The organism is uncultured Algibacter sp., from assembly GCF_947487605.1.
Classification (GTDB): domain Bacteria; phylum Bacteroidota; class Bacteroidia; order Flavobacteriales; family Flavobacteriaceae; genus Algibacter_D.
Window position 1 is genome coordinate 221,450 of sequence record NZ_CANKXK010000002.1, and the last position, 18,367, is coordinate 239,816.

At 31.7% G+C, this 18,367-nt stretch carries 14 protein-coding genes; 5 read left to right on the top strand and 9 right to left on the bottom strand.

All coding sequences use genetic code 11. From position 1 onward, the window contains the following. Positions 1–28: 28 nt before the first annotated feature. Positions 29–2,266: a VacB/RNase II family 3'-5' exoribonuclease gene (locus Q0739_RS03255; protein WP_298237262.1), complete on the bottom strand. Its 2,238-nt coding sequence runs from the start codon at positions 2,264–2,266 to the stop codon at positions 29–31. Positions 2,267–2,880: 614 nt separating this feature from the next. On the opposite strand from Q0739_RS03255, the gene rpiB reads away from it, so the two are divergent. From rpiB to Q0739_RS03270, 3 genes are read left to right on the top strand one after another with little or no spacing between them, the layout of a single operon-like run. Next, positions 2,881–3,315, top strand: coding sequence for a ribose 5-phosphate isomerase B (gene rpiB, locus Q0739_RS03260; RefSeq protein WP_298237263.1), 435 nt, complete (start codon positions 2,881–2,883; stop codon positions 3,313–3,315). Continuing rightward, the gene (locus Q0739_RS03265; protein ID WP_298237264.1) at positions 3,316–4,233 is read left to right on the top strand and encodes a cation diffusion facilitator family transporter; all 918 of its coding nucleotides are present in this window, start codon (positions 3,316–3,318) and stop codon (positions 4,231–4,233) included. Positions 4,234–4,285: 52 nt separating this feature from the next. Beyond that, positions 4,286–4,729 (top strand): GNAT family N-acetyltransferase, encoded by a 444-nt coding sequence (locus Q0739_RS03270; protein WP_298237265.1) that lies wholly within the window; start codon positions 4,286–4,288, stop codon positions 4,727–4,729. A gap of 2 nt (positions 4,730–4,731) precedes the next feature. Here Q0739_RS03270 and Q0739_RS03275 read toward each other — a convergent pair whose 3' ends face one another. The 3 genes from Q0739_RS03275 to rnpA all read right to left on the bottom strand — a co-directional run bounded on the left by Q0739_RS03275 (position 4,732) and on the right by rnpA (position 7,662). Further along, entirely contained in the window at positions 4,732–5,574 is an 843-nt protein-coding gene (locus Q0739_RS03275; protein ID WP_298237266.1) for an OmpA family protein, read from the bottom strand. A 63-nt stretch (positions 5,575–5,637) separates the two neighbouring features. Then, positions 5,638–7,272, bottom strand: coding sequence for a S41 family peptidase (locus tag Q0739_RS03280; protein WP_298237267.1), 1,635 nt, complete (start codon positions 7,270–7,272; stop codon positions 5,638–5,640). Between the two features lie 12 nt (positions 7,273–7,284). Beyond that, positions 7,285–7,662, bottom strand: a complete 378-nt coding sequence (gene rnpA, locus Q0739_RS03285) for a ribonuclease P protein component (protein WP_298237411.1) — start codon at positions 7,660–7,662, stop codon at positions 7,285–7,287. 136 nt (positions 7,663–7,798) lie between these two features. On the opposite strand from rnpA, the gene Q0739_RS03290 reads away from it, so the two are divergent. Further along, a complete protein-coding gene (locus Q0739_RS03290) occupies positions 7,799–9,649 on the top strand; it encodes a CBS domain-containing protein (protein WP_298237268.1) in 1,851 nt (616 codons plus the stop codon). Positions 9,650–9,698: 49 nt separating this feature from the next. After that, entirely contained in the window at positions 9,699–10,844 is a 1,146-nt protein-coding gene (locus Q0739_RS03295; protein WP_298237269.1) for a succinylglutamate desuccinylase/aspartoacylase family protein, read from the top strand. A gap of 39 nt (positions 10,845–10,883) precedes the next feature. Here Q0739_RS03295 and Q0739_RS03300 read toward each other — a convergent pair whose 3' ends face one another. From Q0739_RS03300 to Q0739_RS03320, 5 genes are all read right to left on the bottom strand, one after another. Continuing rightward, positions 10,884–12,719 carry a M1 family metallopeptidase gene (locus Q0739_RS03300; protein ID WP_298237270.1) on the bottom strand — a complete coding sequence of 612 codons (1,836 nt, stop codon included), beginning with the start codon at positions 12,717–12,719 and terminating at the stop codon, positions 10,884–10,886. A gap of 4 nt (positions 12,720–12,723) precedes the next feature. Continuing rightward, positions 12,724–14,331: a S8 family peptidase gene (locus Q0739_RS03305; RefSeq protein ID WP_298237271.1), complete on the bottom strand. Its 1,608-nt coding sequence runs from the start codon at positions 14,329–14,331 to the stop codon at positions 12,724–12,726. A gap of 9 nt (positions 14,332–14,340) precedes the next feature. Next, on the bottom strand, positions 14,341–15,201 hold the full coding sequence (locus Q0739_RS03310) for an MBL fold metallo-hydrolase (protein WP_298237272.1): 861 nt from the start codon (positions 15,199–15,201) through the stop codon (positions 14,341–14,343). 93 nt (positions 15,202–15,294) lie between these two features. Then, positions 15,295–17,493, bottom strand: coding sequence for a SulP family inorganic anion transporter (locus Q0739_RS03315; RefSeq protein ID WP_298237273.1), 2,199 nt, complete (start codon positions 17,491–17,493; stop codon positions 15,295–15,297). Next, a complete protein-coding gene (locus tag Q0739_RS03320; RefSeq protein ID WP_298237274.1) occupies positions 17,490–18,338 on the bottom strand; it encodes a universal stress protein in 849 nt (282 codons plus the stop codon). Before Q0739_RS03320 ends, Q0739_RS03315 begins: the two co-directional genes overlap by 4 nt. Between the last annotated feature and the right edge of the window lie 29 nt (positions 18,339–18,367).

Consider the following 18,367-nt stretch of genomic DNA (forward strand, 5'->3'; position numbering starts at 1 on the left):
CGAAAGCACAACAACATATTAATAGATATCAACTCTCAAGCTTCCTAACTAAATTAAAATCTAAGTGTTTTTTAACCAAATCGGTGTTTTTAACTTTTACAATTACTTCATCTCCAAGTTGGTAAATTAATCCATTGTTTCTACCAACCATAGCATATAAATCTTGATCAAAGGCATAATGGTCGTCTTTCATATCTCGAACACTTACCATTCCTTCACATTTATTGGAAATAATCTCGACATAAATTCCCCAATCTGTAACACCTGAAATTACACCTACAAACTCTTGGTCTTTATGGTCTTCCATAAAACGAATTTGCATATATTTTATAGAATCACGTTCAGCTTTTGTTGCTAAATTTTCCATATTACTAGAGTGGTTGCACTTTTCTTCGTAATCTTCTTCATTGGCTGATTTCCCACCATCTAAATAGTGCTGTAATAAACGATGTGCCATGACATCTGGATAGCGACGAATAGGCGACGTAAAATGACTATAATAATCAAACGCTAATCCATAATGCCCAATATTATGCGTGGTATATTCGGCTTTACTCATACTTCTAATAGTAAGCGTATCTACTAAGTTTTGTTCCTTTTTACCATTTACTTCTTGCAATAAGTTATTTAATGAAGCTGTGGTACTCTTTCTATCTTTAAAATTAAGTTTATACCCAAAACGACTTACTACATTTTGTAATGATGCTAATTTACTTTCGTCTGGTTCATCATGTACACGATATACAAAGGTTTTTTTCGGACTTTGCTTTCCTATAAATTCAGATACTTTTCGGTTTGCTAAAAGCATGAATTCTTCAATAAGCTTATTAGCATCTTTACTAGTTTTAAAAAACACACCTGCTGGATTGTTATCTTCATCCAAATTGAATTTTACTTCCACTTTATCAAAAGAAATAGCACCATCTTTCATGCGTTTTCTTCGCATAATTTTAGCGAGTCTGTCTAGTGTTAAAATAGCTTTTGCTAACTCTGGTGTGGTATTGTATGGTTTTCCTGTAAGCGCAACTTCTTGAGGAATTTGAGTGTTAATTTGAGACGTTTCGATTGCGCTCAACGTGACATTTGTATTATTTTCTATAACGGCTTGAGCTTCTTCGTAAGCATAACGTGCATCACTATAAGTTACTGTACGACCAAACCACTGGTTTTTAATTTCAGCTTTATCATTTATTTGAAAGACAGCAGAAAATGTATATTTCTCTTCATGCGGACGTAATGAACAGGCATTGTTTGATAATACTTCAGGAAGCATAGGTACTACACGATCAACTAAATATACTGATGTTGCACGTTCATAAGCCTCATCATCTAAAATGGTACCTTCTTGTAAATAATGAGATACATCGGCAATATGGATTCCTATTTCGTAAAGTCCATTATCTAAGACTTCAAAAGACAATGCATCATCAAAATCTTTAGCATCTTTTGGGTCGATGGTAAAGGTTAAGTCTTTACGCATATCGCGCCTGTTTTTAATTTCTTCTTCTTTAATAGAAGTATCAATTGTATTAGCAAAAGCTTCAACCTCATGAGGAAATTCATGAGGTAAACCATACTCAGCTAAGATTGCATGAATTTCGGTATTATGATCTCCTGGTTTTCCAAGAACTTGCACCACTTTACCATAAGGCGAATCTGCTTTTTCTGGCCAATCTTCAAGCTTTACTAAAACTTTATCACCATCTTCGGCTTTATTAGTTTTATTAATAGGTACAAAAATGTCTTTATACATTTTATTACTATCTGGTACTACAAAAGCAAAATTCTTATTATTCTGCATTTGAATTACACCAACATATTCCGATTTAGCGCGTTTTATAATATTTGTAATTTCGCCTTCTAATTTACCACGTCTTCTTCGTTTGTATGCATAAAATTCTACTTCATCACCATGTAATGCTTTATTAATATTGTTTGAAGCAATAAAAACATCATCTTCAAAATCATCACTTATAACATATCCTGATCCTTTAGCTGACATATCTAAAATACCTGTATGATATTCTGTGTTTATAACTGCCTTAAACTTACCGCGATCTACTTGTATAATTTCTTCTTTAGCAGCAAGTTTAGCTAAGGTTTTTATAATTTGATTTCGACTACTAGCGTCGTTAACCCCGAGTTTAGCGGCAATTTGTTTATAATTAAAAGCTTGATTTCTATCTTTTTTTAAAATACTTAAGATTGTATTTGTAAAGTTGGAAATACCATTCTTTTTGGATTTCCCTTTTCTTTTTTTACTCATTTAATTTTTGTAATCATTTTCAATTCCTAAAGTATAGGAAATTTTATTATTAAATAGCATTGTACAGGTGAAGAAATTGCTATTTGTTTTTACAAAGCTACAATTAATTATTTTAATCATATTTATTCAGTGTTAAATTGAAGTTATCCACATTATATATAATACAATCATTTTTCTTTTAAAATTTAAAAAAATAAATGATGGTTATTATTGTTTGTGAATAACGGTATAACTTTTTTATAATTTATTTTGATATATATCTTATATAATGTTGTTGATATATAATGAACAGTTTTTAAATGATTAACTTGTTTAAATAGAAGTATTTTATAAAATCTATTAACAATTGTTAGAAACCTATATTAACAAGTATTTTTAATAAGTATTATAAATAATATGATTAACAACTATACTTTTTAGTGCTTATAAATTAACTAAAAATTTACGTTAACTTATTTGCATGTTAATTAAATGTTATGGATTGAAAAATTAATTTAATTCTCCTAATTTTAATTTTAGAAACTAATAAACAGTTATTAACAACTAATGAATATACTAATACACATTGTTTATAATTACTACCTTTGTAAAAGGATATAATTATAAATAAAATCATGACAATTTCTATAGGAAACGACCACGCTGGTACAGAATATAAATTTGCAATTAAAGCATTTTTAGAAGAAAAAGGAATTACCATTAATAATTACGGTACTGATGCTAATGATAGCGTTGATTATGCTGATTTTGTTCATCCTGTTGCAGATGATGTTGAAAACAATAAAGCCACATATGGTATTTTAATTTGTGGAAGCGCTAATGGTGTTGCTATGACAGCTAATAAACACCAAAAAATACGTGCTGGTTTATGTTGGACTAATGAAATAGTAGAACTTATAAGACAACATAATAATGCTAATATATTATGTATTCCTGCTAGATTTACCGCTATCCCTCAAGCATTAAAAATGGTAGAAACTTTTTTAAACACAGAATTTGAAGGAGGTCGCCACCAAAATAGAATAGATAAAATTCCTTTATCTTGTTAAATGGGTCACAACCATTCTCATAATCATTCACATTCTCATAACGATTTAAAAGGTCGAAATCTTTTCATATCTATTTTATTAAATATTCTTATTACGGTTTCGCAAGTAATAGGTGGTGTAGTTTCTGGTAGTTTAGCACTTTTAAGTGATGCTTTACATAATTTTAGCGATGTTCTTTCTTTAGTTGTAAGTTATATTGCTAATAAACTGTCTAAAAAAAAAGCATCTATCCATAGAACATTTGGTTATAAACGTGCAGAAATTTTAGCTGCTTTTATTAATGCATCTACATTAATTATTGTTGCGGTATTATTAATTATAGAAGCTATAAAGCGTTTTCAAAACCCACAAGAAATAGAATCTAATTTAGTTATTTGGTTATCGTTAATTGCTATTCTAGGAAATGGTTTTAGTGTGTTGTTGTTAAAAAAAGATGCTGAAGCTAATATGAATATGAAAAGTGCTTATTTACATCTTTTTACAGATATGATGGCTAGTGTTGCTGTTTTAGTTGGAGGATTATTAATGAAATACTATGGCATGTTTTGGGTTGATAGTGTTTTAACTTTTGCAATCGCTATATATTTAATTTGGATGGGTTTTGATTTATTAAAAAACTCAACGAAAGTACTTATGTTATTTACTCCAGACGATATACCTATACAAAAAATTGTAGACGAAATTAACGCTTTTAAGAGTATAAAAAATGTTCATCATGTGCATGTTTGGCAATTAAACGAAGATGAAATTCATCTAGAAGCTCACATCGATTTTAATAATAATATAACTCTTTCAGAATTTGATATTATTTTACATAAAATAGAAAATTTAGTTTTTAATAAGTATGATATTAACCATGTAAATATTCAACCTGAATTTGGAAAGGACGACGCTAAGGAGGTTATTGTACAAGATTAATTTCTTTTATAGAAATTAATTTTTTTTAGTTAAGGTGTTTATTTTTTATAGGATGATAAAAATTAAAGTAAAATCTTTTGATGAACTCACAAAACAAGAACTATACGATTTATTACAACTTCGTAGCGAGGTTTTTGTTGTAGAACAAGATTGTGTATATCAAGATATTGATGGTAAAGACCAAAAAGCATTACATGTTTTAGGTATAAAAAAAGATAAACTTATTGCTTATACACGTATTTTTAAACCAGGCGATTATTTTAATGAATCAAGCATAGGAAGGGTTGTGGTTTCTAAACAAGAACGCCAATATAAATATGGGTATAATATTATGATTGCTTCTATTGAAGCAATAAAAAAATATTATAACACAACACTTATTAAAATTTCAGCTCAGTGCTACTTAAAGAAGTTTTATTCTAATTTAGGTTTTAAAATAATAGGAGAGGAGTATTTAGAAGATGGTATTCCGCATATTGCGATGATAAAACACTAGTTTTATTTTACATAAGTAATTAATATTTCTACTCGTCTATCAAATTTAGGGTCACCACCAAGTGGAAATTTACGACGCATTCCCACATATTTCATACGTTTTTTATCAACACCTTTTTTAGCAAAATAATTATAAACATATTTAGCTCTTGCTACAGAAAGGTTTCTTTTTTTTGTTTTCTTATCAATAGCGTCTCGACTAAATTTAGTACAACACACATGCCCTTGAATGGTAAAATAAACATCTTTGCGATCCATTAGAGACTTTGCTATATTCTCAAGTGTTTTTTTAGAGTCTTTAGTAACAGTACTGTAACCAGTTTTAAATAAAATATTATCGAAAACAATTTTATCGCCAATTTTTAATTCACCTTTAATAATTTCTGGAATATCTCTCTTTTTTTCAACCTCTTTTAGTTTTCCTTCCTTGGTTTTAGGTGGTTTTGGTTTTACAATAATTTCAACCTTTCTATTAAGACCTCTAATTTTTGCAATGTTTTTTTCATTAACTATTTTTAATAAAACCTCACCTTTTCCGTCAACATTTGTTATTAGAGATTCGCTTATTTCATTATTAGAAAAAATAGTTTTTATAGCATCTGCACGTTGTTGTGAGAGATTTAAATTATAAGTATCAGCACCTCTATCATCACAAAAGCCAAATATTGAAATGGTTTCAATATCTACATCTACTAAATTAGAAATAAAAAGCAATAAGCGGTTTTCCTCTGTTATAGGCACCTCGTATTTATCAGTATTAAAATAAACTTCATGAACTAGTTTATTTTGAGAAAAAACAAAACATGTATCTAAAATTAATATTAAAGAAATAATTAATTTTTTCATCGAGCTATTAATGGAAATAAGTTTTTAAATATACTCTTTTTTAGTGTTACTAAAAACACTTCGTTATCTTAAGTAATTTAAATAAGCAAGTGGATTATTCAATATTTCTGTTGCTTTTTTAATAGGATCGTCGTGTGTTTTATAGTAATCATATAAACCTTCTCTGTAAACATATCGTTTTACAATTTCGTCTGTTAGCGCTTTTAATAAGTATGCTTTATTTTCATCAATAATACTGTTTTTTGAAATGTTTAAATTTTGTATTAAGGTTTGAAAATCTTTTTCTATATCATCATCTAATTCTTCTTTTTGGGCAGTTTCAAGTGCCTTGTAAAGGCTTTTTTCTGTGTCAGTTTCAAAAGAATAGTTATTTGTTTTTAAGTAGCTTTTAAAATTAGAAAAATCGGAAGAAGAAAGCTTAAAGCTATTTATGTCTTCAATTTTATGGTTGTAATAATAATTGGTTGCATAGTTAAAAATTAGGTTTTCTTTTTCGATGGAGTTAACAATTGCAGCATTTTTAGATGCGCCTAAATTCACATCTGGAAAAACACCACCACCATCAAAAACCTTACGCCCGTTTTTTGTTTTAAACTCATTATAGTTTTCTTGTTTTACCCTTACCGCTTCACCTTTATTGTTTCTATTCCAATAATCTAAAGCTTGAATACAACGACCAGAAGGTGTGTAATATCTAGAAATGGTAATTTTAACTTGAGTACCATAGGTTAGTTGTTTTGGTCGTTGAACCAAGCCTTTTCCAAAACTTCTAGAACCAACCACAACCGCACGGTCTAAGTCTTGCAACGACCCTGAAACAATTTCGCTAGCCGAAGCGCTTCCTCCATCAATTAAAACTACAATAGGAATCTCTGTATCAATAGGGTTGTTTTTTGTGTAATAGGTTCTATTATATTTTTTTACCTTAGATTTTGTGGTTACTACCAACTGGCCTTTTGGAACAAAAAGGTTTACAATGTTTACTGCTTCATTTAATAAACCACCAGGGTTTCCTCTTAAATCTAATATAATACGTTCTGCGCCTTGAGCTTTTAAATCACGAAGTGCGTAACTAGTTTCAGAAGATGCTTTTCTGTTAAAGCGACTTAAAACAATGTAACCAGTTTTTTCGTTAACTAAAGAGAAATGAGGCACTGCTTTAATTTCTACCTCGGCTCGTTTAATAGTGGCAGTTTGTTGTTTACCTTGTCTGTTAAAGGTCACGTTTATTGACGATCCAGGAGTACCTTGAAGCAAATTACCAGCTTCGTCTTTATAGGTTTCTACAACAACATCACCAACCTTAACAATCTCGTCTCCTGCTTTTAAACCAGCTTCATCGGCAGGATATCCTTTGTATGGTTCAACAATAACTAACTTATCTTTAAATGTTCTTACTTTAGCTCCAATCCCAGTATAATCACCAGTATTATTAATTCTTGCAGCTTCCACATCCTGTTCATTCATAAATCGTGTATACGGATCTAAACCATCAAGCATACTTTTAATAGCATGATCCATTAAATCACCAGGATTTGTTTCATCAACATAATTCATGTTGAGTTCTTTAAACAAGGTGGTAAAAATTTCTATTTGTTTTGCGATTTCAAAAAAATCGTTCTTGAATGCGGTTGTGCTTAAAAATATAATTCCAGCAAATACAGGAACTATAATTCTTTTCTTAAGTAGTAATTTCATAAGCTATAAGTATTATGATTTGGAAGTTTTATTTAAAAACTTTTCAAACAACGTATTCATTTTAGTTTCAACCTCAACAAAAGAAGGTTTGTCTTTGCCAATGTACAAAATCATAAACGCATATTGTGTTGTAATGTTGTTAAAATACACTGATTTATTTAAGCGATAAGCCTCTCTTAATAAACGTTTTATACGATTTCTATCAACAGCACTTTTAAAGTTTCGTTTACTTACCGAAACGCTAGTTTTAGCAATTATATCTTCCTTAAAATCTGTTGGTAAGTAAACTAAACGAAGCGGGAAAGTAGAAACAGATTGTCCATGAGTAAATAACGCATCGATAAGCTTTTTGCTTTTTAACTTTTCTTTTTTAGAATATGTTTTAGACAATGTTTTCATGCAGTTACAAAAGTAGCAATAAGAATTAACAACATTGAGGCTTCTTGTTGGTATGATAAAAATCATAATTTATAAAGCTGCAATAGAGTAATTTCATATCCTAAAAACACCTAAAAAATAAGGCGTCATGGGAGAATTAAATGTAACCAAGCTTTCAAAAAAGAAAGATCGAGCAAATTACATTCATCATTTATTAAATGATATTAAGGCACTTGATATTATGATTAATAAAGGTATGATTGAAGAAGCCCCAATAAGAATAGGAGCAGAACAGGAGTTTTGCCTTGTTGATAATACATTTTTACCTCATAATAACGCGCTAAAAATATTAGAAAACATTAATGATGACCATTTTACTACCGAGATAGGAAACTATAATTTAGAAGCAAATTTAGACCCACTAAAACTTGAAGGGGATTGCTTTAGCAAACTACATAAGCAGTTAAATTTGTTGATTAAAAAAGCTAAAACAGCAGCTGAAAAAGAAGACACAAAAATTGTATTAGCAGGAATTTTACCGTCATTAACTTTAGACAGTGTTAGTTTAGATAAAATGACACCAATAAAACGTTACGAAGTATTAAATGAAGCCATAAAAGGAACTAGAAAAGAAGATTTTAATATTCATATAAAAGGGGTCGATGAAATTAATTTTTTACATGATTCTGTGATGCTTGAAGGCTGCAATACTAGTTTTCAAATGCATTTACAAGTTAACCCTAAAAATTTCACAGATACATATAATTGGGCGCAAGCAATTTCAGGACCTGTTTTGAGTGCTTGTACAAATTCACCTATGTTGTTTGGTAAAGAGCTTTGGAACGAAACAAGAATAGCCTTGTTTACGCAGAGTATAGATACGAGAACAAACTCATTTGTTTTAAACGAAAATCAATCGCGTGTAAGTTTTGGAAATAAATGGCAAACAGGAAGCGTTACAGATATATTTAAGGATAATATTTCAAGATTTCGAAGTTTTTTAACCACAGAGTTTACAAAGAATAGCGTGGATATGATTGACAAAGGAGAAATGCCAAAACTTAGAGCTCTGGGTCTTCATAACGGAACGGTGTATCCTTGGAATCGTGTGTGCTACGGTGTTTCTAAAAACAAGCCACATTTACGTATTGAAAATAGATATATTCCAGCTGGACCAACAACAGCCGATGAAGTTGCAAACATGGTGTTTTGGGTTGGAATTATGCAAGGAAAACCAAAACGCTATAACAACATTCATAAAACATGGGATTTTAAAGACACTAAGTCTAATTTCTTTAATGCTGCGCGTTATGGAATGGCGACCCAATTTTATTGGGATGGCAAATACGTGTCAAGTCATAATTTAATTTTAGATGAGTTATTACCTATGGCATATAAAGGGTTATACAGCATGGGTGTTTCTCCAAAAGATGCCGAGTATTACTTAAAAATTATAAAAGACCGTGTTAGGGGTTTAAATGGTTCGGAATGGTTAATTAGAAGTTATCGTCATTTAAAGAAATCCCATAAGCGTTACGAGGCTATGCAAATACTTACCTCTAAGTTACACGAAAAACAAGAAAGAGGTTACCCTGTTTCAACTTGGCGTGTGCTTGACGAAAGAGAGGATTTACCTTCTGAAAAAGATCGTATTGTAAAACATATTATGAATACCGATATTTTTTCAGTCGATAAAGACGATAGTGTTGAACTGGTATTAAATATGATGCAATGGAAAGAGATTCATCATTTACCTGTTATTAATCAGGAAAAAGAAATTATTGGCGTATTGTCTTGGAGTGATGTGAAACCACTTTTAGATCAAAAAAGTAAACACGACATGTCTGTTGGTAGAATTATGAAGCAAGACTTAGTAATCATTAAAGAAGACTGTTCTGTAAGTGAAGCAAAACAACTTATGAAAAACTACGACATTAATTTTCTTCCAGTAACAAAACATAATAAATTAATAGGGCTTATAACCAATAACGATTTATAATAATTAGGTGAATATAAATTATACACAAACGAAGAAAGAAGAAGCTTCTGTGAAAAGAATTATCAAAGAAATTCATGGTGAAGAAAAAGGGCCAACCTTGGTTTTTTTTGGAGGTATTCATGGCAATGAAAAAGCAGGTGTTATTGCATTACAAGAGGTTTTAAAAAACATAAAACCAGATGAATTAAACGGTTCTATTTATGCTATTTCTGGTAATTTGAAGGCTTTAGAAAAAAACCAGAGATACATTAATCAAGACTTGAATAGGCTATGGACTAGAGATAATATAAACACCATTAAAAACAAAAACACTTTAAATAACGAAGAAAAAGAGCTTTTAAAACTGCTCTATTTTTTAGAGCGTATTTTAAAAATTAAATCTGGACCATTTTATTTTTTCGACCTGCATACAACTTCAAGTAAAACACTGCCATTTATAACTATTAACGATGCTTTAATAAATCGTAAGTTTTCTAAATTATTTCCAGTACCTATTGTTTTAGGAATAGAAGAATATTTGAATGGGCCCCTTTTAAGTTACATCAATACATTAGGCTATCTCTCGTTGGGTTTTGAGTCTGGCCAGCATGTCGATGTTCGTTCTATAGAAAACAACTTAGCGTTTATTAATTTAGTATTGCATTACACAGGCGCAATAAATAAAGCAGAAGCATACAATCTTGAGTATTATAATCAATTAAAAGAGGAAAGTAAATCGTTAAATCGTTTTTTTGAAATCACACACTTGCACAGCATAAACAAAAAAGACTCTTTTAAAATGTATGAAGGCTTTAAAAGCTTTCAAAAAATTAATAAAGGGGCTAAAATAGCCAGAAACAATAAAGAGGATATCTATTCAAAACACGATGCGCGTATTTTTATGCCACTATATCAAAAAAAGGGAGCCGAAGGCTTTTTCATTATTAGAGATATAAAACCATTTTACTTAAAAATGTCTATTTTTTTAAGACGCATAAAAATTGACAACTTACTAGTGTTGTTTCCAGGTATTTCTTGGCAAAATAAAAGAGAAGGTGTTTTAAAAGTTAATTTGAAGGTGGCAAAGTTTTTTGCGAAACCCATATTTCATGCATTAGGCTACCGAAACAGACAAGTAACTAAAACACATATGAATTTGTATAATCGAGAACGAGTTGCTAAAACTAGGATGTATAAAGAGGAATCTTGGTATTAAGTAATTGGCTTAAATGGTTTTATATATAAATGATTAAGTCTACTTTTTATTATTTTCTCTATTAACATCCGCCATTAAATGATTAGGGTCAATTTCAACAGATTTAACCGCTTTTGAAGTTTCAAAAGTATAGGTTGGGTATGCCCACGCCCAATCTTTAATTAGGGTTGCTGTGGTTGGTTTTTCTCCACGCATTATTTGTAATGGGATATAAAAATTTTCAGTAGAATCATCTGTATAAGTTACTTTTAAATCTATTGGCATTGGCATTAACCCCAAACGCTCTAAAGTAACAGATTTGTCTTCAACAGTTTTTACGCCATAATCAATAGTATTTGTGGTTTGTGTCCAATCAATTAAATACCAATCTAGTTCTAAGCCTGAAACTTTTTCTGCTGTACGGATAAAATCAATAGGTCTTGGGTGTTTAAATGAAAAATCTGTAAAATACTGTTTAATTGCTTTTTCTTGATTTTCTTGACCAATCACATAAGCCAATTGTTTTAAAAACACATAACCTTTGTAGTATGCTGAAATAGAATAGGCCTGATTAAAATTATATCTATCGGAATGAGTAGTTTGTGGCTGCTCTTTTCCTGATTTAGCTAAATAGGTATAAATCCCAAATACACGTTTTGAAAGCTCTTCAAAATCTCTATTGAAAATATGACTTTCAGCAAGTGTCCCAATATATTCTGTAAAACCTTCGTCCATCCAAGAATGTCTTGCTTCGTTAGTGGCTAATACGAATTGAAACCATGAGTGCCCCATTTCATGAGCTGTAACTCCAAATAATCCTTCAAAATTACCTTCACCTAAAATAAGTGTACACATACCGTATTCCATACCGCCATCACCACCTTGAATGACAGAGTATTGTTTGTAAGGATACATACCAACATGCTCACTATAAAACTGCATTAATTCTACCGCTTTAGGTTGTAAGTTTTTCCAGTTTTCTAACTTTTCCTGAGGCATAGTACTTTTATATAAAAAGTGAAGTAACGGGCCATCTGGAACTTGTGCAGAATCATGAATATAATCTGGGTCTGCAGCCCATGTAAAATCGTGTACGTTAGGCGCTACAAAATGCCATGTTAGTTTATCTCCAGAAGGACGATTTACTTCTCCTGTTTCATAACCATGACCTATTTCGTTTGGGTTTTGTAAATAGCCTGTACCACCAACTACGTAGGTTTTATCAATGGTTAGTTTTACATCAAAATCGCCCCAAACACCATGAAATTCACGTCCTATATAGGGGTCTGCATGCCAACCTTCAAAATCATATTCTGCTAATTTTGGATACCATTGTGCCATAGATAATGCCACGCCTTCTTTGTTATTTCTTCCAGAACGACGAATTTGAACAGGTACTTGCGCCTCAAAACCCATATTAAAAGTTACTTTTTCTCCTGGCTGAATGGGTTTAGCGAGTTCAACTTCTAGAACAGTTCCAACCGTTTCATGTTTAAGAACAACGCCATTTTGCTTTAAAGAATTTACACGAATATACCCAATTTCGTTGGGTTGTAACTTGCCAATTCTATCACCAATTCTGGCGTCTGAATCAGGAATATTTTGCGCTCTAGTATCCATTTCGCTACCTGGTTGGAAAGCGTTTAAATATAAATGATAGAAAACCTTGTTTAAAACATCGGGTGAATTATTTGTATACACCAACGTTTGTTTTCCTTTGTATTGATAGGTGTTAACATCCATATCAATCTCCATTTTATAATCAACATGCTGTTGCCAGTATCCAGGTTTTATAACATTATTATAATGAGTCTGACTAGAAACAGATTCGTTTTGAGTTATACAGGAATTAATAACGCTTGTAAACCCTATTAAAAATAGAATAAGACGTTTCATAAATTTATTTAGAAAGTTTTTGTGCCATAACAAGAGCATTATAGGCGTTAACCATTTTACCCGAACGTGTTAATTCGGAGAAAGGTTTAATGTTTGATGTGTCGCCACCTACAATAACTTTGGTTTTTACCTCAAGACCAGAATCCATTAATATTTTTTTCACCTGTGCAGCACTTAAGCTAGGGTAATATGATCTTATTAATGCAGCCACACCCGCAACGGCTGGAGCCGCCATAGATGTTCCTCCTTGGAATTCATATTCATTTTCTGGCATTGTTGAATAAATTTCTCCTCCTGGCGCAAAAACATCTACATTCTGTTTTCCATAATTAGAGAAATTAGCGACCATGTTTGTACCATATTTTGGTGCTAATGCGCCTACTCTAATATAGGTGTTTGAAATTTCAACTCCGTTTACATTATCATCTGGAAAATTAGGCTTCACATCTATATTATTACTATCATTACCTGCTGCATGAACAAAAAGTACATCTTTATCGCTTGCATATTTAATAGCATCTCGAACCCAATCGCTATGTGGTGAGTAACTTTTCCCAAAACTAGCATTGATAATTTTAGCTCCATTATCAACAGCATATCGAATAGCTAAAGCCACATCTTTGTCATATTCGTCTCCTCGAGGCGTGCTTCGAATAGACATAATTTTCACATTGTTAGCAACACCTTTAACCCCTTTATTATTTTTGCGTTCTGCTGCAATAATACCTGCGACATGTGTACCATGGCTTTCATCTTTTTTCTTAGGTTTCACATTACCATCACCATAAGGACGATCATTATAATCGTCTGGATTGTCACCTGTTAAACGCCCTTTATGATTAACATTTAAATAATAGTTTAGACGGTCATTAAATTGTTCTACTCCATCTTTAAGTTGTTGTTTAAATTCACTTACAGAACCAGCGTCTAAACTGTAAACATATTGAATTATGGACTTAGATTGTTGTAGCCCTTTGTCTTCTGTTTTAATAGCATTAACTTCTGCTTTGGTGTAGTCTTTTTTACCTAAATGCTTTGAGATGGTCTCGTCGGCGCTTGATAATTGCAGTAAAAACTGATCGTAATTAGTTTTAAGTTCAAGATACTTTTGACGCTCTGTTTCCAGTTCTGCTTTTGCTTCTTGGAATCTCGGATTACTTGTGTCTCCACTTGCAATAATACGCACATATTCCAGTTGCTCGTTATAGCCATCACCAACAAAATTCCATCCATGTACATCGTCAACATATCCGTTATTGTCATCGTCTTTTCCGTTATTAGGAACTTCGTCGGTGTTTGTCCAAATAACATCATCTAAATCTTCATGATCGATATCAATACCTGAATCAATTACAGCAACAATAACTGTTTTTCCTTTTTTGTTTTTTATAATTTCAGAATACGCTTTATCGACACTCATACCAGGAATAGTATCTCGCACAAGGTCTAAATGTCCCCATTTCTGTTTTTCGGTTTCTGTAAGCTCAGAAACTTTTAAAGGAAGTGTATCAATATTTTCTACTGGAGTTGCTAAAATATCTGCTGTACTTCCGCAGCTTGAGACTAAAATAGCAGCAAGGGCTAATAAGGGTAAAAATTTTATTGTTTTCATTTTTAAAATTTAAATAAATATGTCTTTTGTAGTGTATGTGTCTTTTAATCTGACCCCTTTTTCGGTATGAGTCACAGTTATAACTTCATTATGCGCATCGTGTTCTAGGAATAGATAATAATTTTTGTCTGCGGCTAAATTTAGAAACTTTTCTTTTTCATTTAAGGTAAGCAAAGGACGCGTATCGTAACCCATAACAAATGGTAGCGGTAAATGCCCAACGGTTGGCAGCAAATCTGCCATGAAAGCAATAGTTTTTCCCTTGTATTCAATTAGCGGAATCATTTGCTTTTCGGTATGGCCATCGGCGAAAAAGATATCAAAACCTAATTCGGAATTTCTTAATAAATCATTCTCAGGGATTTTGGTGAATTTTAATCGCCCAGTTTCTTTCATAGGTAGTATATTTTCTTTTAAAAAGGACGCCTTTTCTCTTTTATTGGGTTGTGTTGCCCATTGCCAGTGATTTTTATTACTCCAAAAGTTTGCGTTTTTAAAAGCTGATTCGGAGCCTGTTCTGTCTTTATTCCACTTTATGCTTCCACCACAATGATCGAAATGCAGGTGCGTCATAAACACATCGGTAATATCGTCAGGATGAAACCCATATAGTTTTAATGAGTTATTTATAGAATCGTTTCCCCATAAGTGATAATAGCCGTAAAATTTTTCGGATTGTTTATTTCCCATTCCTGTATCAATCAGGATAAGGCGGTTACCATCTTCAATAAGCAAGCAGCGCGCTGCAATATCAATCATATTATTTGCGTCTGCTGGATTCGTTCTTTGCCATAAAGATTTTGGTACAACGCCAAACATGGCACCACCATCTAGCTTAAAATTGCCTGCATTAATTGGGTATAAATTCATAGGGATTGCAAATTAAGAAATCTCTTTAAAACACTACGAATTGTTAAGAATATATTAAGAGTAGTATTTGTAACTTTATCTTATAATAAAAAGTTATGTTGTAGCAATAACATCTTTAAGTCGCTTACCGAAATCGAATAATGCCTTTATTTCCTTAACACTTGCTAAACGTTCTTTTCCAAAAATTAATAATGCGTCACCATTAGATTCAACATGGAAATAAGGATTACTTTCAAAAAAGTGGGTAACATCATCATTAAAAAAAGCACCGATTTCTGCTACATTTTCACCTAATAGATAAAAACGTTTAGAAAAATCTTCATGATTTTCAATGGGGATATCTTTAAAGCCAGCAAATGCAGAAACTTTTTCTAAAAAGCCTTCTCTGTCTAAGGTGAATTCTGGAATGCTCTGTTTTAAATCAATATAAAGCATAGTTGTTCGCACAACTTCTTTCGCAATAAATTCACCTTCAGAAAATTCAATATCAAATAGCTTTATCGCTTTATCGTTATGTGATAATTCGTTGTATATATGATTGATTTGTTTGGTTCTAAAAAAGAAAAAATTATTTAAAAAAGACACTTCTTTTTTCTTTTCGGCTCGATAATTTAGATCATAGTCTTTTGCTAAAACCTCCATACTTGTTTGGCGTCTTGTAAGACTGTTTTTTATAATCTTAGGTACTGGTAGCAGACGTCTGGACGCGAAAGGATGTTTAGAATCGGTATCGTGTAAGTCTAAACCAATAACATCGAAATGACCACCACGTTTTGCAAATAACTCCTGATAGTTATTAATATTTTCCATGATGGTATCGTCCACAAACTCACACATTGAAAAATCAACGATGACATCCTCATTTTCTGGAACAGCATCTAAATGTTTTTTTAATCTAAAATAGTTTAGAAAACTACAAAAGTGTTTAACACTTACATAGAAGTTGCCGCCCGCTTCTTCTTTAAACATAAGTACATTTGGCTTTAATACATTTCTTAAAAATAATCCTGCGCTTTTATTTAAAACAATGTGAATAATAAGTGTTGTTATAACGCCAGCAACAATACCTGTAATTAAGCCAATTTTTAAGGTAACAATAAGGGTTGCAAAGAATATGATAAGCTGTTCTTTTCCTATAGAAAACATTTTTGTAACAACTTTAGGTGATGCTAGTTTGTAACCAGTATAAACTAAAATTGCCATTAAAGCAGGAAGCGGAATTCTAGTTAACTGTGTGCTAAAAAAGATTATAAATATTACTAAAAACAGAGCATGAAAAAAATTGGAAGAACGGTTGCTTGCACCATTATTAACGTTTACCGAACTACGTGCAATAACCGTTACCACGTTTAAGCCACCTAAAAACCCGCTACCTATAGTTGCGACGCCCAGAGCTTTTAGATCTTTATTTACATTAGAACGTCTTTTTTCGGGGTCTAACTTATCAACCGCCTTAATACTAAGTAGTGACTCAATACTAGATATTAATGTGAGAGCCAGAACGCTTCCTAAAAAAGATAAACTTAAAATGCCACTAAAATCTGGACTAGGTATATCTGCAATAATTTCTTGAATATTTGGAATACCAGAAATCATATATTCTTGCGATATAGGGTTAGGTTCGTGAAGCCCTAATTCGAAATAGTAACTAAATCCAATAGAAAGTATTACTATCCACATGGGTGCAGGAATAAGTTGTAGATATTTGTTTCTAATTTTAGAATAAAACATCATAATAGTTAAACTCAAAACACCAGCTAATGCAGCATATATAAGACTTTTATTTCCATAATGAATCGCGTCGTTTATGGTGTATGGAATTTCTAAAAGATAATCTACTGTGTCCTCTCTATTTATTTTATGCGCTAACATAATATGAAATTGTTTGCCGAGAATAATTAAGCCAATAGCCGCTAACATGCCTTGAATTGCTGAAGAAGGGAAAAAGTCTGCTAAAGCCCCCATTCTAAAAAAACCTAATAATAAAAGTAAAACACCAGAACAGATAATAGCTACGTAAGCAGTTTCTAACCCTAAAGTGGTAATAGCAACAAGTAATACGCCAACAAGACCGTTACCAGGGCCAGAAATTGTAACATGGCTACCACCTAATATAGAAACAACAATACCACCAACAATAGCAGCAATAACACCAGAAATAGGTGGGGCGTCACTAGCCATAGCAAGGCCTAAACCCAAAGGCAAAGCAATAAGGCTCACCACAAAACCAGAAAACATATTTTTAGGCAAGGACTTAAAAAAGTCTTTTATGTTGTTTTTTCTTGGACTCATTGAAGAATTAGTACGTCGGTTGGTAATTCGGTTAAAATATGCTCTATATCATGTGGAAATAGTCTATCCCAAAATGTCATTTTTGACGGTGCATTCATTACCAATAAATCTGCACGAGTTATTTGAGCATAATGACCAATAGAATACCCTTTTTTGCCAAAAATAGGTTGTAATTTTATGGTTTTTTTATTTGTGAACTCTTCTGGGATATGACTAATAATTTCCTTTATTCTTGAATTTTCTCGTAGCTTTATACGTTCTTTTATAATATTAGCCCGCCTTAAAGATTTATCATCTTCGACCTTTACAGAAATTTGTTCCTCCTTAATCTCTTCAACAATGGTAATTTTTTCAGAATTCAATTTATTGGCAACATAAAAAGCAGCTTTTATGGTTTGTTCGGTTTTAGGATCTTTTAAACCGTTTACAACAATATGTTGACAAGCTATTCGGTCTACAGAAGGTTTAATAAGAAGTAATATCGAGCAATTAGCACGACGTGTAATTTTTCGAGCAATAGAACCTACATAGTATCTTAATAAGCGCTCTCTTTGTACGGCACCTAAAATCAATAAATCAATTTTTTTTTCTTCGGATGTTGATAAAATAACATCAACAGGATCACCAGTTTTAAAAACAACTTCGTAATCTAAATTATCTTGCTTAAACGTGTTAAGTATAACCTTTAATGCTTTTATTTTATCTTCGGAAGACGCACCAACATGTATTAGAAATAGTTTCGATTGGAAAAATACCGATAGTCTTGCTGCTTCATAAAGGTTTGCTTTTAGATTTGGTGAAAACGCAATCCCAATCCCGATACTATTAAATGGTTTTAAAGACACACTATATTCTTTTGTTGGAAAAGTTGAAA